A 19,033-nucleotide genomic window follows, 5' to 3' on the forward strand; every position below is an offset into this window, starting at 1 on the left:
CGCAGCACCTCCACACTCGCCGACAAACCGCGCGAACCACCCATCCCTTCCCGCCCACCCCACGGTGGCTTCGCGGAGCACCCCGCCAGCCCGGCTGCTTCGCGAGGATGTCGGCGGTCCGGGCTAGCGTCGGCGCCATGCGGATCGGGATCGTGGCGAGCACCACCATGGCAACGGAGTCGGTGGACCTCGCGGTCGAGGCGGAGCAGCACGGCTGGGACGGCGTCTTCACCTGGGACGGCCTCAGCATCGGCTCGCAGGAGATGGTGGACCCGTGGGCCGTGCTCGCCGCGGCCGCGGTGCGCACCTCGCGCCTCGCGCTCGGGGCGATGGTCTTCGCGTTCCCACGCCGCCGTCCGTGGGAGATCGTCCGCCAGGCGGTGACCGTCGACCAGCTGTCGGGCGGCCGCCTCGTCCTGCCTGTCGGCGTCGGCGTCCTCGACGACGCGGGCTTCACCGCGGTCCCCGGGCAGCTCACCGGGCTGCGTGAGCGCGCTGAACTCCTGGACGACGCGCTGGCCTTCCTCGACCGCGCGTGGACGGGCGAGCCGTTCGAGTTCGCGGGGACGCACACGAGCACGGGCGAGATGCGGTTCCTCCCCCGCCCCGTGGACCGGCCCGGGACCGGGCCTCGGGTTCCCGTCTGGCCCGTGGGCGTGTGGGACGCGGAGCGTCCCCCCGTCCGCTCGCTGGACCGCGCGCTGCGCGCCGACGGGATCGTCGTGCAGCTACGCGGTGAACGTGCGTTCGACGACATCACGCCCGACGACGTCGCGAGCCTGGTCGCGTGGCTCGACGCGCGCCGCGACGCGCTCGGGCTCGAGCAGCCGACCGAGACGCCGTTCGACGTCGTGCTGCAGGGCATCCTGCCCGACGACGACCCGTCGGCCGCCCGCGAGCGCCTCGCCGCGCTGGGCGAGGCCGGGGCGACGTGGTGGGTCGAGTCGCGGTGGGACCCGGACACGGTGACGGCCGGGTCGCTCTTCGACCGGGTACGGCAGGGGCCGCCCGGCGCGTGAGACCACGCGTCCGGACGGCCCGTGCTCGGGACCGGACCCGAGGTCAGACGGCGGGGCGCGCGGCCTCGATCTCGACCTTCGGCAGGTGCTTGGCCGGAAGGGTCTGCGGGCGCCACGAGGCACGCGTCGCCTCGAACGCCGAGATCTCGTCGGCGTGCTGGAGCGTCAGACCGATGTCGTCGAGGCCCTCGAGCAACCGCCAGCGCGTGTAGTCGTCCACGTGGAACGGCACGGTGATGTCGTCCGCGTGCACGGTGCGCTCGACGAGGTCGACGGTCACCTCGGTGCCGGGCGTGGTCTCGAGGATCTTCCAGAGGAGCTCGATGTCCTCCTGCGCGACGACGCCCGCGACCAGGCCCTGCTTGCCCGAGTTCCCGCGGAAGATGTCCGCGAAACGCGACGCGAGCACGACGCGGAACCCGTAGTCCTTGAGCGCCCAGACGGCGTGCTCGCGCGACGAGCCCGTACCGAAGTCAGGGCCGGCCACCAGCACGGAGCCGGCCTTGTAGGCGTCTTGGTTGAGCACGAACGACGGGTCGTTCCGCCAGGCGGAGAACAGCGCGTCCTCGAAGCCGGTGCGCGTGATCCGCTTGAGGTAGACGGCGGGGATGATCTGGTCGGTGTCGACGTTGCTGCGGCGCAGCGGAACCCCGACGCCCGTGTGGACGGTGAACTTCTCCATGGGTCTCTTCCTTCCGGGAAGCGGGGTCAGGCCTGCGAGGCGGCGGACAGGACGGGCAGCCCGAGGTCCACGACGGCGGGAGCGTCGCCGTCGAACCCGGGGGCGCCGACGCCGTCGAGCGGCGAGCCGTCGAACGTCGTCAGGTCGACGTCACCGGGGAGGTCGAGGTCGGCGAGCGAGGACAGGGTGCCTCGGATCGCGGTCGCGGCGGCGACGAGCGGCGACACGAGGTGCGTGCGACCACCCTTGCCCTGGCGGCCCTCGAAGTTGCGGTTCGACGTCGACGCCGAGCGCTCGCCGGGGGCGAGCTGGTCGGGGTTCATGCCGAGGCACATCGAGCAGCCGGCGTTGCGCCACTCCGCACCGAAGTCCTTGAAGATCGCGTCGAGCCCCTCGGCCTCGGCCTGGAGGCGCACTCGTGCCGAGGCCGGGACCACGAGCACACGAACGTCCTGCGCCTTCACGCGCCCCTGGAGCACCTTGGCGACAGAGCGCAGGTCCTCGATGCGGCCGTTGGTGCACGAGCCGATGAAGACCGTGTCGACCTTGACGTCGCGCAGCGGTACACCGGGCTCGAGGCCCATGTACTCGAGCGCACGCTCGGCCGCGACGCGCTCGTTGGCGTCGGCGATCTCGGCGGGCACCGGCACGTTGGCCGACAGGGGCAGGCCCTGCCCGGGGTTGGTGCCCCAGGTCACGAAGGGCTCGAGGTCGGCGGCCCGGAGCACCACCTCGGCGTCGAACTCGGCGTCGTCGTCGGAGCGCAGCGTGCGCCAGTACTCGACCGCGGCGTCCCAGTCCTCGCCCTCGGGGGCGTGCGGGCGTCCCTTGAGGTACTCGAACGTGGTGTCGTCGGGGGCGATCATGCCGGCGCGTGCACCGGCCTCGATCGACATGTTGCAGATCGTCATCCGGGCCTCCATGGAGAGCCTGCGGATGGCCTCGCCGCGGTACTCGAGCACGTAGCCCTGACCGCCGCCGGTGCCGATCTTCGCGATGATCGCGAGGATGATGTCCTTGCTCGTCGTCCCGGGGGGCAGCTCGCCGTCGACCGTGATCGCCATGGTCTTGAAGGGCGCGAGCGGCAGCGTCTGGGTCGCGAGCACGTGCTCGACCTCGGACGTGCCGATGCCGAACGCGAGCGCACCGAACGCGCCGTGCGTCGAGGTGTGCGAGTCGCCGCAGACCACGGTCAGGCCGGGCTGCGTGAGACCGAGCTGCGGGCCGACCTGGTGGACGATGCCCTGGTCCGCGTCGCCGAGCGAGTGGATCCGGACGCCGAACTCGGCGGCGTTCGCCCGCAGGGTGTCGATCTGCTTGCGGCTCGTCTCGTCCGCGATCGGCAGGTCGATGTCGAGCGTCGGGGTGTTGTGGTCCTCGGTCGCGAGCGTGAGGTCGGGGCGGCGCACGGGGCGACCGGCGAGCCGGAGGCCCTCGAAGGCCTGGGGGCTCGTCACCTCGTGCACGAGGTGGAGGTCGATGTAGAGGAGGTCCGGCGACCCGTCGGTGCCACGGCGCACCAGGTGCGCCTGCCAGACCTTCTCCGCCAGCGTGCCGGCCATGGGGGTGTCCTCTCGTTCCTTCGCGGTGCGCGTCGCCGTCAGGTCCCGGGGCGAGCCGGGTGGGCGGCGCGGCGATACTACGCGCCGAATCCTGGCGCATTTGCATCTCAGCGGCTGAGACGCCAGTATTCGGCCTATGGACAATACTAGCGGAGTCGGCGTGCTCGACAAGGCAGCGTCCGTCCTGAGCGCTCTCGAGGCCGGACCCGCGACGTTGGCCCAGCTCGTGGTGTCGACGGGGCTCGCGCGCCCGACGGCACACCGGCTCGCGGTCGCGCTCGAGAACCTGCGGTTCGTGTCGCGCGACATGCAGGGCCGGTTCGTGCTCGGCCCACGGCTCAACGAGCTCGCGACCGCCGCCGGCGAGGACCGACTGCTCGCGGCCGCGAATCCCGTGCTGACCGCGCTGCGCGACCACACGGGCGAGAGCGCGCAGCTCTACCGGCGCCAGGGCGACCTGCGCATCTGCGTCGCGACGGCCGAGCGCCCCGTGGGTCTGCGCGACTCGATCCCGGTCGGCGCCACGCTGACGATGGGGGCCGGCTCCGCCGCCCAGATCCTCCTCGCCTGGGAGGAGCCCGACCGGCTCCACCGCGGCCTGAGGGACGCGAAGTTCACCGCGACGATCCTGTCGGGCGTGCGGCGGCGCGGCTGGGCGCAGTCCGTCGGCGAGCGTGAGCTCGGGGTCGCGTCCGTGTCCGCCCCGGTCCGCAACCAGTCCGGCCGCGTCGTCGCGGGGGTGTCCATCTCGGGTCCGGTCGAGCGCCTGTCGCGTCAGCCGGGTCGACTCCACGCGCCTGCGGTCGTCGCGGCCGCGAACCGGCTTACCGAGGTCCTCGCCCGCGCCGGCGAGTGAGGCCGAGCCCGAACCGGCCCCGGCGGGACAGGTTCGGCGGGAGCATGCCTGCTGGCATGCTGTCCGACGCCGGCCACGCCGCCGGCTCCACCGGCACCCCACGATCGGTCCCGGCCGGGCCTCCCGAGGCTGCTCCGCCGCCGTCGCTGCCACCGTGGCCACGCGCCCGCGGTGCGGCCGCGGGCGCGGACGCCTCGCCGAGAGCTCCCGCGGCGGACCGGGACGGGACCGCCCGAGATCCCGTCCCTGACGCCGCCGTCGGGGCGAACGAAGGCGGAGGAGGCGGGGGAACGGCGGGAAGCTCACCCGTCGGCGCGGCCGAGAAGCCCGCTGCGGCGCTGGTGTCGGCGGGTCGCTCCTGCGCCCGCGAGGATGCTCCGGCCGCTCCCCTGCCGACGCCCCCTGCCCGCGGCGTCACGCCGGGCACGGGGACCTCGCCACCGAAGAGCGTGTCGCAGATGCTGCGGTACGTGGCGTCGGGGTGCGCGACCCAGTCGATCCGCCGCATGGCCTGGTCCTGGCCCGCCGACTCGAGGACGAACCGGCCGTAGCCGAGCAGCCGTCCGAGCGGGGTGCGCGTGTAGCTCATGTCGGTGACCTTGCCGAGCGGCAGCATCGCGACCTTGCGCGAGATGAACCCGGACGTGAGCAGCAGACGCTTGTCGGTCGCCACGAACCACTCGAGGCGCCACTCGAAGAGCCGGTACAGCGCACGGCCGATCGGGATGAGAGCGAGCCACCACAGAAGGCCGGCGTCGACCTGGAAGCCTCGTTCGACGACCGTGACGAGCGCGGCGGCCACCACGAGCCCCAGGGCCGCGGTCGCCACAGGCTCCGCGACCGAGGCCCAGTGGCGGTGGCTCGCGACGACGACCCGCTCCGCCGGCAGGACGATCTGCCGGAGCACCGCGGCGGCCCGGGGGTCGTGCCGGGCGGCGCCCTCGGCGCCGCGCGGGGTCATGCGACCACGCTCCGGTTCACTTCCCGACGAGCGCCGAGAAGAAGTTGCCGATGCCCTCGAACGCCTGGACGATCACGTCCCCGATGCCCTTGATGACGTCGGCCGCCTTGTCGGGGCTCTTGACGATCGCGTAGACCAGGAACGCCACGACGAACCAGATCAGGACCGTCTTCGCCTTGCCGGGCATCGCAGCTCCTCGGGATCGCGTGTGCGTCGGGACGGGGTGGGACAGGTGGGGACGCGTGCGGCAGTTTACCCATCGGGGCTGTTTCCGTGGTTTTCGACACGCCCCGGGCGTGCCGCGCCGCACGCTGCCGGGAACGGCAGGAGGCCCGGTCATCCTGAGTCGGATGACCGGGCCTCGCTTGTACCCCCAACGGGATTTGAACCCGTGTTACCGCCGTGAGAGGGCGACGTCCTAGGCCGCTAGACGATGGGGGCCTGTGACCGGTGAGCGCTTCGCGTTCACCTGCCGGATGAGAACTCTACCGCATGTTTCCCGTGGTCATGACCGCGAGAAGCGGAGCGATCTCCGCTGGGGTACCAGGACTCGAACCTAGACTAAGTGGACCAGAACCACTCGTGCTGCCAATTACACCATACCCCATGGGGGTAATCGTCCTGTGCGAGGCCTCTCTCCGAGAGGCTGTCCGCAGGACTCCTACCGACCGAGAACACTACCGGACGGGACCGGGCAGCGCCAAAACGCGTGCTCCGCCGTGCTGGGATGAGCTCATGACCGATGACGACCGCTCCCACCGCGCGGCCAGGGCCGCCTCCTTCGACCAAGGGGCCGAGGCGTACGCCCGCGTCCGGCCGGGCTATCCCGCCGACGCCGTCGGCTGGCTGCTCGACGGTGTCGGCACCGCTTCCGGCCCGGCACGCGTGCTCGACCTCGCTGCAGGGACCGGTCGGCTGACCGAGCGGCTCGTGGCACGAGACCTCGACGTGGTCGCCGTGGACGCCTCCCGGGCGATGCTGTCCGAGCTCGCGGCACGCCTGCCGACCGTCGAGACGCGCGTGGGGACGGCGGAGTCGATCCCCCTGGCCGACGGGTCCGTCGACGCGGTCCTGGTCGCGACGGCGTGGCACTGGTTCGACGAGGCCGCCGCGGGCCGCGAGCTCGCCCGGGTGCTGCGGCCGGGCGGCCGGCTCGGGATCGTCCGCAACGACCGCGACAGCTCCGTCGAGTGGGTCGCGGCGTTCGGCGACCTGCTCCACCACGGCGACGACCTGCAACGGCCCGAGGAGACGTTCGACCCCCACCCGGGTGCCGCCTTCGGCCCCCTCGGACGCGCGGACTTCCCGTGGGCCGACACCATCGCGCCGGTGGGGCTCCGCGCCCTCGCCGGTACCCGCAGCCACCTGCTCACGCTGCCCGACGCCGAGCGTCAGGCGATCCTCGACCAGGTCGACCGCCTCGCAGCCACGCACCCCGACCTCGTCGGTCGCGAGACCGTGCCACTCCCCTACGTCGCACGCTGCGTCCGTGCCGACCGGGTCGCCTGAGGCGTCACCCGAGCGCGAGCGCCGCGCCGAGCGCGACCGCGGTCGCGACCCCGGCGCTCGCAGCACCGAGGACGACGACACGGCCTCCGGTACGGACGAGCTCGCGCACGTCGACCGCGAGACCCATCGCGAACAGCGCGGCCGCGAACAGCACGTTCGACGTCTGCGTCGCGAGGTGGACGACGCCGTCGGGCACGACGCCGAGCGACCGGACCACGACGGCCGCCAGGAAGCCGACGACGAAGAGCGGCACCGGCGCGGCCCGGCGGCCGGTCGCCACGGTGCCGCTCCGGCCGGCCGCGACCGCCGCGCGTCGTCGCGACCGTGTGACGGCCACGCCCGCGCACGCCACGAGCGGGGCGAGCAGCACGACGCGCGCGAGCTTCGTCACGGTCGCGACGGCGAGCGCCGCCGGCGAGACGGCTCCCGCCGCCGCGACGACCTGCGCGACCTCCTGGACGCTCGCTCCGATCCAGAGCCCCGCCCGGTGGTCGCCCAGCCCGAGGACGCCGACGAGCCACGGGAGCACGACGATCGCCAGCGAGCCGAAGATCGTCACGAGGGCGAGGGCCGCGGCCGCGTCGTCGTCGTGCTCCTCGTCGGGGTCGACGGCGCCCTTCATCGCACTGACGGCCGCGGCGCCGCAGATCGCGAAGCCCGTGGCCACGAGGAGGCTCGTGGCGCGCGGGAGGCGCAGCGCGCGACCGAGGAGGACGGTTCCGCCGAGCGTCGCCACGACGGTCACGGCGACGACCGTGAGGCCCCGCCAGCCGAGCGCGAGGACCTGCGGCAGCGAGAGCTGGAGTCCGAGCAGCACGACGCCGGTCCGCAGGCCGTGCTTGGCAGTCCAGGCGGCGCCGGGGTGCGCGACGCGCAGAGCGCGCGACCCGGCCGGACGCACGCGCACGACGGTGCTCACGACGATCCCGAGGACCAACGCCAGCACGGGCACCGACAGCATCGGGACGAGCGCGTGCGCGCCGATCACGAGTGCCGCTGCCGCCGCACAGACGGTCAGGCCGCGCCACGGCCCGACGACGGGCCCCGCGGCGGGGGACGCCGCCGACGTCTGCGGGGCGTCGGGCGGGACGGTCGTGCGGGCGAGGCGAGGCGGGGTGCCGTTCATACCCCCACGGTGCGGGCAGCGCCTGACCGCCGGAACCCCGCACCTGCCGTCCGGGTCATAGCATCGGGCTATGGCAGATCTTCCGGCACCCTCGACGCTCGAGCTGCTCGTCGCCGCCGACTCGCACGGCTCGATCTCCGCCGCCGCGCGCACGCTCGGGATCACCCAGCCGTCGGCGTCTGCGGCCCTCAGGCGGCTCGAGCGCGGCCTCGGGCTCGAGCTCCTCGTCCGGACTCCGCGGGGGACGCGGCTCACGGACGCCGGACGCGTCGCCGCCGAGTGTGCCCGCGGCGTCCTGGACGCCTATGCGACGCTCGGTTCGACCCTCGCGGCGCTGCGGGCGGTCCCCGGTGCTCGCGTCCGGGTCGCGGCGAGCCTCACGATCGCGGAGTACCTCGCGCCGCGCTGGCTCGCGACGCTCAGCCGCGAGCCGCGCGGCCCGCGCGAAGCAGCGGCCCCGGACGTCGAGCTCGTGGTGTGCAACTCGGCCGAGGTCACGCGCCGCGTGCTCGACGACGACGTCGCGCTCGGGTTCGTCGAGTCCCCCGAGCTCGCGCGAGGGCTGCGGTGGGCGCTCGTCGCCGAGGACGAGCTCGTCGTCGTGGTCGCGAGGAACCACCGGTGGGCGCCGCGGCGGGCGCTCGGGTTCGACGAGCTGCTGGGCGGCGGGCTCGTCGTGCGGGAAGAGGGCTCGGGCACCCGGGCGAGCCTCGAACGCGCCCTGGCTCGCGTGCGCCGCACCCTGCCCGCGCACGTTCCCCAGCTCGGCAGCACCCAGGCGGTGCGTACGGCCGTCCTCCATGCGGACGCGGTGGCCGTCCTGTCACGGCTGGCGGTCGAGGACGACCTGGCGCGGGGCACGCTCGTCGCGCTGCCCGTGCCCGACCTCGACCTCGCCCGGCCGCTGCGTGCGGTGTGGAAGGACGGCGGGACGCTCTCGGCCGGCGCGCGGCAGCTCGTGGCCGTCGCGCAGGGTCAGAACGTGACGCCCTGACCGGTCGCCTCGACCATCGCCGTGAGCGTGGGCACGACGGCGACCCCCGCCTCCGCGGCTGCGGCCGGGTCCTCGAGGTGGCCGTCACCGCGCCGGGTGCCCGGCCGGTCGAGCCAGACGCCGTGGAGCCCCGCGCGCACCGCGCCGAGCGCGTCGACGTCGAGCTCGTCACCCACGTAGACCGTGCGTGCCGGGTCGGTGCCGAGCAGACGGGCACCCTCCCGGAACACGCGCGGGTCCGGCTTGCCGACGCCGAAGTTCTCGACCGTGACGAGCACCGGCACGTCGGCGAGGCCCGTCGCGGCGAGCTTGCGGTCCTGGATCGCACGCGCGGCGTTCGTCACCGCCCCCACGCGGAGTCCCGCGGCACGGAGGGCGTCCACGGTGGCGCGCGCGTCGTCGTGCGCACGCCACGAACGCTCGAACGTCCCCCAGAAGACCTCGACCCACGCGGGGTAGGCCGCCTCGTCGACGGGCGGCCCACCGAACGTGCGGTGCAGCTCGTCGGCCCGCAGGCGCCGCTGCTCGTCGAACGTCAGCTCGCCCCGCGTGTAGGCGCGGTAGTGGCCGTGCGGGTCCCCGCGCCAGAGCGCGACCATCTCCGGGACCCGCTCCGCCGGCACGTGCGGCAGGTACGCGCGCCAGACCGCCTCGACGGACGCCGCGAACGCGCCCCGGGTGTCGACGAGGGTGTCGTCGACGTCGAGCAGGACGCCCTCGACGCCGTCGGGCAGGATCGCCGCGCTCACGGCTCGACGGGCGTGGCGGGCGCCGCAGCGAGCCGGACGATCGCCGCGTCGACGCGCGCGAGAGTCCGCTCACGCCCGAGCACCGCGAGCGACTCGAACAGGGGCAGCCCGATCGTGCGGCCCGTGACCGCGACGCGCACCGGCGCCTGGGCCTTGCCGAGCTTGAGCCCGTGCCGTTCCCCGACGGCCGTCACCGTGTCCTTGAGCGGCTCCGCCTCCCAGGGCTCGAGCGCCGCGAACGCCGCCCGGACGTCGGCGAGCAGCTCGGCGGCCGGTGGCTTCATGGCCTTGGCCCACGACGCCTCGTCGTCGACGGGACCGTCGAGGAACAGGAAGTCGACGTTCTTCGTGATCTCGGACAGCAGCGCCACGCGCGTCTGCGCGAGCGGAGCGACGGCGTCGAAGGTGGCCTGGTCGAACGCCTCGGGCGCCCAGGGTGCCGCCGGGGCGACGAGCCACGGCGCGCACGCCGCCGCGAACTCCGCGACGGGGAGCGCACGGATGTACTCGCCGTTGAAGGCCGTGAGCTTCTTGATGTCGAAGAACGCCGGCGCCGAGTTGACCTCGTCGAGGCGGAACCGGGAGACCAGCTCGTCGAACGGCAGGATCTCCTCGTCGTTGCCGGGCGCCCACCCGAGCAGCATGAGGTAGTTCACCATCGCGTCGGGCAGGATCCCTTCCGCGAAGAAGTCCTCGAGCGCGACCTTGTCGCGGCGCTTCGACAGCTTCTGCCGCTTCTCGTTCACGAGGACGGGCAGGTGCGCCCACACGGGCGGTTCCGCGCCGAGCGCCTCCCACAGGAGCTGCTGCTTGGGCGTGTTCGGCAGGTGCTCCTCGCCGCGGATCACGTGCGTGATGCGCTCGTCGAGGTCGTCGACGACGTTCGCGAGCAGGAACACGGGCGACCCGTCGCCACGGGCGATCACGAAGTCCTCGATCGCGGCGTTCGGGAAGGTGGGGTTGCCGCGGATCACGTCGACGACGGCCGTCTCGCCGTCGTCGGGCGTCCGGAAGCGCAGTGCACGCCCGGGCTCGTAGGCGAGCCCGCGGTCGCGGCAGAAGCCGTCGTACCCGGCGTGCTGCGAGCCCGTGCGCGCGATCACGTCGTCGCGCGTGCAGTCGCAGTAGTACGCCCGGCCGTCGGCGAACAGGCGAGCCGCGGCCTCCTCGTGCAGGCCCCGGTTCGCGGACTGGAAGTACGGGCCCTCGAACGTGGGGTCGCCCTCGTGCACGCCGAGCGACGCCATCGCGCTGAGGATGCCCTCGGTCCATTCCGGCCGGTTCCGCGCGGCGTCGGTGTCCTCGACGCGCAGCACGAAGATCCCGCCGGACTGCTTGGCGACGGCCCAGTTGAACAGGGTCGACCGGGCGGAGCCGACGTGGAACATGCCGGTCGGGGACGGGGCGAAGCGGACACGGATCGGCGACGAGCCGGGGGCGGGGAAGGTCACCGCACCAGGGTATCGGGCGCCTCCGTGAGGGTGTGCCGCGCGGGGGTGCTCTACCGTTTCGGGCACACGACACCTGGAAGGACCGCTCGATGACCCCCCGCTCCCCCGAGACCGTGACCCTGCTGCGCGACGTGCGCCCCTGGGGCGGCGATGCCGTCGACCTCCAGGTCGCCGACGGGCGCATCAGCGCGATCACGCCGCACGACCCGACCGTCCCGGCCGCGGTGGCCGACGGCGTGGTCGACGGCCACGGCCTCCTCGCTCTCCCGGGCCTGGTCAACGCGCACGCGCACGTCGACAAGAGCTGGTGGGGCAAGCCGTGGGTCAGCTACGGCGGCGAGGCCACCACGCAGGGCCGGATCGCCCACGAGCGCGCGCACCGCGACGAGCTCGGGATCCCGGGCGTCGACGTGACGCTCGCCGTGCTGCGCGAGTTCCTCCGGCACGGCACGACGGCGATCCGCACGCACGTCGACGTGGACCTCGGGCTCGGGCTGCGGGGCATCGAGGTCGTCCGCGAGGCGCTCGACGCCGTGGGCGGCGCGGTGCACGCCGAGATCGTCGCCTTCCCCCAGGACGGCGTCCTGCGGCGCCCCGGCGTGCTCGAGCTCCTCGACGAGGCCGCTGCCGCGGGCGCCGAGCACGTCGGAGGCCTCGACCCCGCGTCGATCGACCGTGACCCGGTCGGTCAGCTCGACGGGCTGTTCGCGATCGCGGAGCGCCGCGGCGTCGGCATCGACGTGCACCTGCACGACGGCGGCCCGCTGGGCGCGTTCCAGATCGAGCTCATGATCGAGCGGACGCTGCGTTTCGGCCTCCAGGGCAGGGTGAACGTCGCGCACGGGTTCGCGGTGGGCGACCTGCCGGCCTCGCGGCAGGCGGACCTGGTCGCCGCGATGGGCGAGGCCGGCATCACGATGACGACGGTCGCCCCCGTCGGTGCCGCTCCCCTGCCCGTCCACGCGCTGCGCGAGGCGGGCGTCGCCGTCGGGCTCGGGACGGACGGGATCCGCGACCTGTGGTCGCCCTACGGCACCGGCGACCTGCTCGCACTCACGACCCAGCTCGCGCGCCTCTCGCGGTTCCGGCGCGACGACGAGCTCGTCACGGCGGCTCGGGTCGCGTCGTCCGACGCCGCCCGGTTCGTCGGGCGCGACGTGCACGACCTCGTCGTGGGCGGTCGCGCGGACGTGGTGCTCGTGGACGCGGAGAACGTGCCTGACGCGGTAGTCCGGGCGCCCGGCCGCGCGCTCGTCGTCGCCGGCGGGCGGGTCGTCGCGCGGGACGGCGACGTGCTCGTCTGAGCACGTCCGCCGCCCGGCGGCCCGGCTACAGCGACGGGTCGCGCCGCACCACGGGGTTCGACAGCACGCCGATGCCCTCGACCTCGCACTCGACCCGGTCTCCGTGGTCGATCAGCCCGACGCCGGCCGGGGTGCCCGTGAGGATCACGTCGCCGGGCAGCAGTGTGAACGCCTCGGAGATGTACGAGACGAGGAACGGGATGTCGAACACGAGGTCGCGCGTGCGCCCGTCCTGGCGCGGCTCACCGTTCACGCGCGAGCGCACCGCGACGTCCTCCGCGTCGAGCTCGGTCTCGATCCACGGGCCGAGCGGGCACGAGCTGTCGAAGCCCTTGGCGCGCGCCCACTGCCCGTCGGTGCGCTGCGCGTCCCGGGCGGTCACGTCGTTGGCGACCGTGTAGCCGAGGATGTGGTCGAGCGCGCGCTCCGGGCTGACGTCCTTGGTGACCCGCCCGACGACGAGCGCCAGCTCGGCCTCGTAGCTGACCTCCTGGCTGAAGTCGGGCAGGACGATCGGGTCGTCCGGGCCGCAGACGGCCGTGTTGGGCTTGAAGAACAGCAGCGGGCTGCTCGGCACGTCACCACCCATCTCGGCCGCGTGGTCGGCGTAGTTCTTCCCGACCGCGACGACCTTGGAGCGTGGGATCACCGGCGCGAGGAGCCGGACGCCGTCACCCAGCTCGAGGCGCTCGCCCGTGGGCGTCGTCGGCATGTAGAGCGGGTCGCCGGTGAGGACGGCCAGGAAGGTGCGGTCACCCTCCTGCTGGACGATGGCGTAGCGGGGCTCGTCCCCGGTCGTGAATCTCGCGATGCGCACGCCCCCACCCTAACGACGCGGCGGCCTACACTCGCGGCGTGCAGATCCGCCCGCGCACCGACGACGACGCCCCCGTCCTGGTCGCCGTCCTCGCCGAGGTCCACGAGCGCGACGGGTACCCGGTGCGACGCATCAACGTGCGCCGAGAGTGGCTCTGGGACGACGGCTTCGTCGGGGCCTGGGTAGCCGTCGACGACGGCGCCGTCGTCGGCCACGTGGCGCTCGCCGACCACTTCGCCGGACCGGGCGTGCCGTTGGGCGCACTCGGGATCTCGCGGCTCTTCGTCGCCCCGTCGGCGAACGGTCGAGGCGCGGGGGCGGCGCTGCTCGACGCCGCCCGGTCCGCCACCGGCGACCGGCCACTGGGGCTCGAAGTGACCGACAGCTCGACGGCGGCACGTGCCCTGTACGAGCGGCTGGGGTGGCACCGGGTCGGTGAGGGGGTCGCGGAATGGGCCGACCTCGACGGCCGGCACCCCCACCTCACCTACTACGTCGCTCCCTGACCTTCCCCGGCCCCCGGATCACCGCTCCGGCCAGCGCGGCGCGGCCAGAACGGCGGCGCTCAGAACGGCGGCGGCCCGTCGCCAGCGATATCGGTCGTGGGTGGGAGCGTGACGGCGGGCCGGCTGACGTGCTCACGGCCGGTGGGTGAGGTCCAGGTCAGGGTGCCGTCGGTGGTGGTCTGCCGGACGGTCCACGCGGTGGCGTGCTTGAGGCGGTGGTGGGTGCGGCACAGGTGGGCGAGGTTGGTGGCGTCGGTGGTCCCGCCCGCGACGTACGCGAGGGTGTGGTCGACGTCGCAGCGGGCCGCGGGCCGGGTGCAGCCCGGGAACCGGCAGGTGGCGTCGCGTAGGCGTAGGTAGGCGCGCAGGTCCGCGGGCACGACGTAGGTGTCACGTCCCACCGCGAGGACCGCCCCCGTGTGCGGGTGCGTTAGGAGTCGCCGGAACGACGGTGCGCGGGCGGCGAGCAGGGTCGCGGTGTGGTCGTCGATCGGCCCGTACCCGTCCAGGTGCGCGACCTGCGAGCGCGCCGTCTCGACGGCAGGTCGCGGTGACGATGAGCCCGGTGGCGGTGACGATGAGCCCGGTGGCGGCGGTGGCGGCGGTGGCGACGGTGGCGACGGCGTTGGTGGCGGGTCGGTCGCACCCGGTGGGGCGGTGCGGTCCTCTGGCTCGGTCTCCTCGGGTGGGGCGCTGCTGGTGAGGGTCCGCAACAGCGTGAGCACGGGGACGATGACCGTGACGTGGGGGACGATGCTGCGCGCGATCCGTGCCATCGCGGCCCGGGTCGCGACCACACGCCGGGCGGAGTCGTCCGGCTCGAACGGGGCCTGCTGCAACCGGCCCCACAGCTCCCGCATTCGAGGCCGGGTCACGTCTTCGGGCTGCTCGGAGCCCGTGTCACCGTCCCCCTCATCGTCACTGTCGCTGTCGCGGTTGCTCTCGCCGTCGCGGTGCGGCCCGCCTGGCCGCTGGGCGCCCGCGCCCAATGTGCCGGGGCGGCCGGTCGGGCCGACCGGGCCGGTCACAGTGCCAGCGTCCGGGATCGTCGTGGACTGTGCTTCGAGGCTCAGGGCGACCAGGTCGAGGGTGTCGTCGTCGAGCAACAGCGCGGACAACACGTCCGCGCGCAGCTGGTCCGCGGTGCGGGGCTCGTCCGGGCCCCGCAGGACCTCGACTGCGCGGTCGATCCGGTCACCGATCGCGCACGCGGTCACGGCGGGCAGGTACGCGGTCAAGAACGCCATCCCGTCCCGGGCCGGATCGACCCGCACCGACCGGCGCGCGGCTGTCCGTTCGTGGCGGACGCTGACCGGTTCGGCGAGCAGACGTTCCCGGGTCCGTGCCACGCGGCGGCCGAACGCCCCCGGGGCCATCGTCTGCGCGGCCGGCAACGTCATCGTCTCGACCGTTTCCCGGTCGCCCTGGTCCAGGTCGCCGGTGTGCTCGACCAACACCTGCGCGTGGCGGTAGGACACCGTGCCCGCCCGCATCGCGGTCGTGGTCGCAGGCAGCGCGTTCACGAGGACCTCGGCCTCGTCCAGCAACCGGGCAGCCGTGCGCTCGTGCACCGTCAACGTCGTCGCGACCTCCGCGACCAACGCCCGCTGAGCGAGCATCGCGTCGTCACCCGACCCGGACCCGGACCCGGACCCGGACCCGGACCCGGACCAAGCGTCGGGAGCGAGCTCAGGAGCCAGCAAGGACCCCGGGTCGAGCTCGACCAGCCGCCGAGCCGCCTCGAGCAGCTCGGTCCGCCACGCGGTGGCCGTCCTGATCATCGACTCGACCTGCGCGATCGCCCGCACGACCCCCACGACCGTGGACTCGTCCTCACCCAGCACCAACGACCCGACGCCCGCGCCGGGCTCCAGGCGCGACGACACGGCGAGCTGCGAACCCTCGCGCACCACCGTCGTCGTCATGCCCCCAGTCAACACCGACCCACCGACACTCCTTCGAACACGTGTTCGATCCGCCCACGGTGATGCGGCCCGAGACGGAGATCCCGTGGACCTCCAGCGATCCACTCGTCGGATGTGCCGAAGTGCTTTTGCTGCCGTGCCGCACCGAACGTCGCGGTCACACCAGCACGACGTCGCTCGAAGTGGCGACAGCGCACTCCTGGTCGGGGTATCGCAAGCCCGCAAAGCAGCGGTTGGTGGGGGCGATGGTCTGCTCTCAGCTGACGGAGACGCCGCCCCGTTCGGAGTCGGCCGTCGTGTGGGCGTCGCTCACCAGGGTGACGTCAACCCCCGCACAGCAGCGGCCAGCGCCGTCGTGCGCACGCAGTGGTCCGACTGTGCGCCGACGACCAGGCGACGGATCTCACCGGACTCGAGCGCCTCGGCAAGGGCGGTCTCCACGAACGCATCACGGTAGGCCCGGCTGATGGGCGGCTCACCGTCGGCGGCCTCAAGACCACCCGCCGGCGGCCGGTCCGAGGTTCCGACCTCGACGCCCACCCGGAGATCGACCATGAGCAGAGCCGGGCGTCGTCCCGTCATGGCGCAATCGTGGCGGACCCGCTGTCCACCGGACCCGAGCAGGTTCGGGAGGCTGGGCAGGCCCCGTCGTCAGGCCCGCGCGAGCACCTCGCCGTGCAGGACGGCGAACCACCCCTCGGGCGACGCGGCCCAGCCCTTCCACTCGTGCGCGAGCTGCTCGAGCGCGACGTCGTCGGCGAGGCCCGAGTCCTTGGCCTGGACGGCGAAGTTGGACTCGAGGCAGCGCTCGGCCCAGAGCTCGCCCCACCACTCGCGGTCGGTCGGGGTCGCGTAGCACCACACACCGGCGGACGGGACGATCCCGGCGGGTGCGAATCCCGACTCCTGGACCCACGCGAGCAGGCGGCGCCCGGCGTCGGCCTGGTACCCGTACGCCGACGTGACCTCGTGGTACAGCTCGTTCCACTCGGTGAGCCCGGCGTTCTCGGGGTACCAGGTCATGGCCGAGTAGTCGGCGTCGCGGACCGCGACGAGCCCGCCCGGCTTCGCGACGCGGTGCATCTCACGCAGGGCGGCCACCGGGTCGGACAGGTGCTGCAGGAGCTGGTGCGCGTGCACGACGTCGAAGGTGTCGTCGTCGAACGGGAGCTCGTACGCGTTCGCGTGCGCGAACTCGACGTTCTCGAGGCCGCTGTTCTCGCCGAGCGCGTGGGCCGCCTCGAGGACCTTCTCCGAGGCGTCGACGCCGACGACCCGGCCGGGAGCGACGTAGCGCGCGAGGTCGACGGTGAGCGTGGCCGGACCACAGCCGACGTCGAGCAGGCTGTTGCCTCGCACGAGGTGCGGCACGAGATACGCCGCCGAGTTGGCGGCCGTCCGCCACCGGTGCGAACGGAGCACGGACTCGTGGTGGCCGTGCGTGTAGGACTCGGACTCCGCGGACAGGGGGTGGTGCTGCGGGGTGCTGGGCGCCTCGACGTCCTCTTCGGCGAGGGGCGACCCGGACAGGGGGCCGGCGGGTTGGCCGGTAGCTTCGGTCATGGATCCACGGTAGGCGCGGGTGGCGACCGTCACGACCCGCTTCTCACATGCTGACCCATCTGCGCGGGCACGCCTGCTGCGAGAGCCCCCTAGGCTCGCACCATGAGCGACGAGCTGCAGCTTCCCGAACCCGAACCGGTCCGCGCCACCGAGCACGCCGGTCCGCCGCCCCAGCGGCGCCTGGGCCGATCGGGCCTGGTCGTCTCGGCGATCGGGCTGGGCTGCAACAACCTGGGTCGTTCGAACACCGTGACGTCGACGGTCGAGGGTTCGCAGGCCCTCGTGGACGCCGCGATCGACGCCGGGATCACGTTCTTCGACGTCGCCGACAACTACGGGATGCGCCCTGGCCTCGCGGAGGAGCTCCTGGGCCAGACGCTCGGGAGGCGCCGCGACGACGTCGTCGTGGCGACGAAGTTCGGCATGAGCGTCGGGGACCTGAACGGCCAGGACTTCGGTGCCCGCGGCTCCCGCCGGTACATCGTGCGGGCCGTCGATGGCTCGCTGCGCCGGCTCGGGACGGACTGGATCGACCTGTACCAGTTCCACACCCCCGACCCCCTGACCCCGATCGACGAGACGCTCGCCGCGCTCGACGACGTCGTCCGGGCCGGGAAGGTGCGCTACGTGGGGCACGCGAACCGCGCAGGCTGGCAGATCGCCGACGCCGAGCACGTCGCGCGCTCGCTCGGGACCACGCGGTTCGTCTCGGCGCAGAACGAGTACAACCTGCTCGCCCGCAAGGCCGAGCTCGAGGTGCTGCCGGCGGCGGAGGCGTACGGCCTCGGCGTCCTGCCCTACTACCCGCTCGCGAACGGCCTCCTGACGGGCAAGTACGCGCACGGCTCCCGGCCCGACGACGGCCGTCTCGTCCACTCCAAGCCGGAGCTCCTCGAGCACGCGCCGTGGGAGCAGCTGGCCCGGCTGCACGCGTTCGCGCAGGTGCGGGGTCTGACCGACCTGGAGGTCGCCGTCGGCTGGCTGCTCTCCCGTCCGCAGGTCGCGAGTGTCATCGCGGGCGCGACCCGCCCGGACCAGATCCGGCAGAACGCCGCTGCCGCGTCGTGGACGCCCACGTCCGACGACCTCGCCGAGCTGGACTCGATCTTCCCGCCGCCGCGCAAGGTCGCGCCCTTCTGACGGGGGCGGTCAGGGCGTCTCGACCGAGCTGACGCTGACGGTCGCGTCGTGGAGCGCCTGGACGCTCAGCCCGGAGTCCCGGAAGGCCCAGACCGTCGTCTCGTCGCCGCTGCCGAGGTCGGTCACGGCCACCCGGTCCGTCGCGACGACCGCGCCGTCGCTGTCGCGCGCCTCCAGCGCGATCCGGAACGTCTCACCCCCTGCCGAGACGTTGGTGACCGACACAGGGACGCCGGAGAACTCGAGTGCGGCGCTGACCGACGCGCTCTTGCCGACGTCGATCGCCAGTCCGTCGGTGAGGACCTCGTCGGTCGCGGCGCCGTCGACGTCGTCGACGGTCGCGGTGGGGCTGGGCGCACCGACCGTGCTCGACGACGCCGACTGCGAGGCGCCGACGGCGATCCCTGCGACGATCGCCAGCACGACGCCCCAGATGGCGAGCCGGCGCCCGGTCCGGTCGGCACGGTCCGTGCGTGCCCAGGCGACACCCGCGCACGCGAGGGCGGCGACCCCGAGGACGAGGGCCACCCGGGGAAGGGGGACGCCCGTGGCGAGCGCGAGCGCTGCGAGCCCGATCGCGACGGCGCCGAGCACGCGTGCGACACGGTCGCCGTGCGTCCGAGTCGTCGTCGCCATCCCTCTCCTCCCATGCCGTACTGGACAGTCGTCCCACTAGTGTGCGCGGCTTCGCTGAGTAAAGTCTGAGTCATGTACGGGATCCACCTGAGCGCTCTCCATGAGGCCCGCGGTGCCGCCCGTCGAGCCCGAGCCGAGCCAGGGCACCCGCGGCGAGGCGTTGCGAAGAACCCTGACGACGCTCCACCCCTCGTCGAGTCTTTAGTCAAGCATAGATAAAGCCAAGACCTGTG

19 protein-coding genes and 2 tRNA genes are annotated in these 19,033 nt (G+C 73.5%); 7 read left to right on the forward strand and 14 right to left on the reverse strand.

From position 1 onward, the window contains the following. Nucleotides 1–137 precede the first annotated feature (137 nt). Nucleotides 138–1,019 carry an LLM class flavin-dependent oxidoreductase gene (locus KDY119_RS11760; RefSeq protein WP_153022349.1) on the forward strand — a complete coding sequence of 294 codons (882 nt, stop codon included), beginning with the start codon at nucleotides 138–140 and terminating at the stop codon, nucleotides 1,017–1,019. A gap of 43 nt (nucleotides 1,020–1,062) precedes the next feature. On the opposite strand, the gene leuD is transcribed toward KDY119_RS11760, so the two are convergent. Further along, nucleotides 1,063–1,701, reverse strand: a complete 639-nt coding sequence (leuD, locus tag KDY119_RS11765) for a 3-isopropylmalate dehydratase small subunit (protein WP_036949399.1) — start codon at nucleotides 1,699–1,701, stop codon at nucleotides 1,063–1,065. A gap of 26 nt (nucleotides 1,702–1,727) precedes the next feature. Then, nucleotides 1,728–3,263, reverse strand: coding sequence for a 3-isopropylmalate dehydratase large subunit (leuC, locus tag KDY119_RS11770; protein ID WP_036949397.1), 1,536 nt, complete (start codon nucleotides 3,261–3,263; stop codon nucleotides 1,728–1,730). Between the two features lie 136 nt (nucleotides 3,264–3,399). Between leuC and KDY119_RS11775 the strand changes: the two genes are divergently transcribed. Continuing rightward, the gene (locus KDY119_RS11775; protein WP_036949392.1) at nucleotides 3,400–4,119 is read left to right on the forward strand and encodes an IclR family transcriptional regulator; all 720 of its coding nucleotides are present in this window, start codon (nucleotides 3,400–3,402) and stop codon (nucleotides 4,117–4,119) included. On the opposite strand, the gene KDY119_RS11780 is transcribed toward KDY119_RS11775, so the two are convergent. From KDY119_RS11780 to KDY119_RS11790, 4 genes are all read right to left on the reverse strand, one after another. Beyond that, entirely contained in the window at nucleotides 4,088–5,080 is a 993-nt protein-coding gene (locus KDY119_RS11780) for a PH domain-containing protein (protein ID WP_153022350.1), read from the reverse strand. The genes KDY119_RS11775 and KDY119_RS11780 overlap by 32 nt on opposite strands. A gap of 16 nt (nucleotides 5,081–5,096) precedes the next feature. Next, nucleotides 5,097–5,267 carry a hypothetical protein gene (locus tag KDY119_RS18880; RefSeq protein ID WP_194174195.1) on the reverse strand — a complete coding sequence of 57 codons (171 nt, stop codon included), beginning with the start codon at nucleotides 5,265–5,267 and terminating at the stop codon, nucleotides 5,097–5,099. A gap of 181 nt (nucleotides 5,268–5,448) precedes the next feature. After that, a tRNA-Glu gene (locus tag KDY119_RS11785) sits at nucleotides 5,449–5,521 on the reverse strand. 94 nt (nucleotides 5,522–5,615) lie between these two features. Then, nucleotides 5,616–5,687: transfer RNA gene (locus KDY119_RS11790), tRNA-Gln, on the reverse strand. A gap of 128 nt (nucleotides 5,688–5,815) precedes the next feature. On the opposite strand from KDY119_RS11790, the gene KDY119_RS11795 reads away from it, so the two are divergent. Beyond that, nucleotides 5,816–6,589, forward strand: a complete 774-nt coding sequence (locus tag KDY119_RS11795; RefSeq protein ID WP_036949390.1) for a class I SAM-dependent methyltransferase — start codon at nucleotides 5,816–5,818, stop codon at nucleotides 6,587–6,589. Between the two features lie 4 nt (nucleotides 6,590–6,593). On the opposite strand, the gene KDY119_RS11800 is transcribed toward KDY119_RS11795, so the two are convergent. Then, a complete protein-coding gene (locus KDY119_RS11800; protein ID WP_153022351.1) occupies nucleotides 6,594–7,715 on the reverse strand; it encodes a YeiH family protein in 1,122 nt (373 codons plus the stop codon). A gap of 70 nt (nucleotides 7,716–7,785) precedes the next feature. Between KDY119_RS11800 and KDY119_RS11805 the strand changes: the two genes are divergently transcribed. After that, nucleotides 7,786–8,709: a LysR family transcriptional regulator gene (locus KDY119_RS11805; RefSeq protein WP_036949385.1), complete on the forward strand. Its 924-nt coding sequence runs from the start codon at nucleotides 7,786–7,788 to the stop codon at nucleotides 8,707–8,709. On the opposite strand, the gene KDY119_RS11810 is transcribed toward KDY119_RS11805, so the two are convergent. Together KDY119_RS11810 and gltX are read right to left on the reverse strand one after the other, a co-directional pair. Next, nucleotides 8,691–9,458 carry an HAD family hydrolase gene (locus KDY119_RS11810; protein ID WP_036949383.1) on the reverse strand — a complete coding sequence of 256 codons (768 nt, stop codon included), beginning with the start codon at nucleotides 9,456–9,458 and terminating at the stop codon, nucleotides 8,691–8,693. The two genes, KDY119_RS11805 and KDY119_RS11810, sit on opposite strands and share 19 nt — an antisense overlap. Then, nucleotides 9,455–10,909 carry a glutamate--tRNA ligase gene (gltX, locus tag KDY119_RS11815; protein WP_083890777.1) on the reverse strand — a complete coding sequence of 485 codons (1,455 nt, stop codon included), beginning with the start codon at nucleotides 10,907–10,909 and terminating at the stop codon, nucleotides 9,455–9,457. Before gltX ends, KDY119_RS11810 begins: the two co-directional genes overlap by 4 nt. 89 nt (nucleotides 10,910–10,998) lie before the next feature. Here gltX and KDY119_RS11820 point away from each other — a divergent pair, with 89 nt between their 5' ends. Continuing rightward, entirely contained in the window at nucleotides 10,999–12,213 is a 1,215-nt protein-coding gene (locus KDY119_RS11820; RefSeq protein ID WP_036949380.1) for an amidohydrolase, read from the forward strand. Nucleotides 12,214–12,238: 25 nt separating this feature from the next. Here the strand turns inward: KDY119_RS11820 and KDY119_RS11825 are convergent, their stop codons facing one another. Continuing rightward, complete coding sequence (locus KDY119_RS11825; RefSeq protein ID WP_036949378.1) at nucleotides 12,239–13,030, reverse strand: fumarylacetoacetate hydrolase family protein; 792 nt, start codon at nucleotides 13,028–13,030, stop codon at nucleotides 12,239–12,241. A 38-nt stretch (nucleotides 13,031–13,068) separates the two neighbouring features. Between KDY119_RS11825 and KDY119_RS11830 the strand changes: the two genes are divergently transcribed. After that, nucleotides 13,069–13,536, forward strand: coding sequence for a GNAT family N-acetyltransferase (locus tag KDY119_RS11830; protein ID WP_036949373.1), 468 nt, complete (start codon nucleotides 13,069–13,071; stop codon nucleotides 13,534–13,536). Between the two features lie 59 nt (nucleotides 13,537–13,595). Here KDY119_RS11830 and KDY119_RS18885 read toward each other — a convergent pair whose 3' ends face one another. From KDY119_RS18885 to KDY119_RS11845, 3 genes are all read right to left on the reverse strand, one after another. Beyond that, nucleotides 13,596–15,461 carry an HNH endonuclease signature motif containing protein gene (locus KDY119_RS18885; protein WP_194174197.1) on the reverse strand — a complete coding sequence of 622 codons (1,866 nt, stop codon included), beginning with the start codon at nucleotides 15,459–15,461 and terminating at the stop codon, nucleotides 13,596–13,598. Between the two features lie 309 nt (nucleotides 15,462–15,770). Then, nucleotides 15,771–16,043 carry a cysteine hydrolase family protein gene (locus KDY119_RS19120; protein ID WP_083890775.1) on the reverse strand — a complete coding sequence of 91 codons (273 nt, stop codon included), beginning with the start codon at nucleotides 16,041–16,043 and terminating at the stop codon, nucleotides 15,771–15,773. Nucleotides 16,044–16,112: 69 nt separating this feature from the next. Continuing rightward, entirely contained in the window at nucleotides 16,113–17,024 is a 912-nt protein-coding gene (locus KDY119_RS11845) for a methyltransferase domain-containing protein (protein WP_083890774.1), read from the reverse strand. A 102-nt stretch (nucleotides 17,025–17,126) separates the two neighbouring features. Here KDY119_RS11845 and KDY119_RS11850 point away from each other — a divergent pair, with 102 nt between their 5' ends. After that, nucleotides 17,127–18,164 carry an aldo/keto reductase gene (locus KDY119_RS11850; RefSeq protein WP_153022352.1) on the forward strand — a complete coding sequence of 346 codons (1,038 nt, stop codon included), beginning with the start codon at nucleotides 17,127–17,129 and terminating at the stop codon, nucleotides 18,162–18,164. A gap of 9 nt (nucleotides 18,165–18,173) precedes the next feature. On the opposite strand, the gene KDY119_RS11855 is transcribed toward KDY119_RS11850, so the two are convergent. Then, nucleotides 18,174–18,800, reverse strand: coding sequence for a hypothetical protein (locus KDY119_RS11855; protein WP_036949365.1), 627 nt, complete (start codon nucleotides 18,798–18,800; stop codon nucleotides 18,174–18,176). Between the last annotated feature and the right edge of the window lie 233 nt (nucleotides 18,801–19,033).

The sequence above is a fragment of the Luteimicrobium xylanilyticum genome (assembly GCF_009429125.1).
GTDB lineage: Bacteria > Actinomycetota > Actinomycetes > Actinomycetales > Cellulomonadaceae > Luteimicrobium > Luteimicrobium xylanilyticum.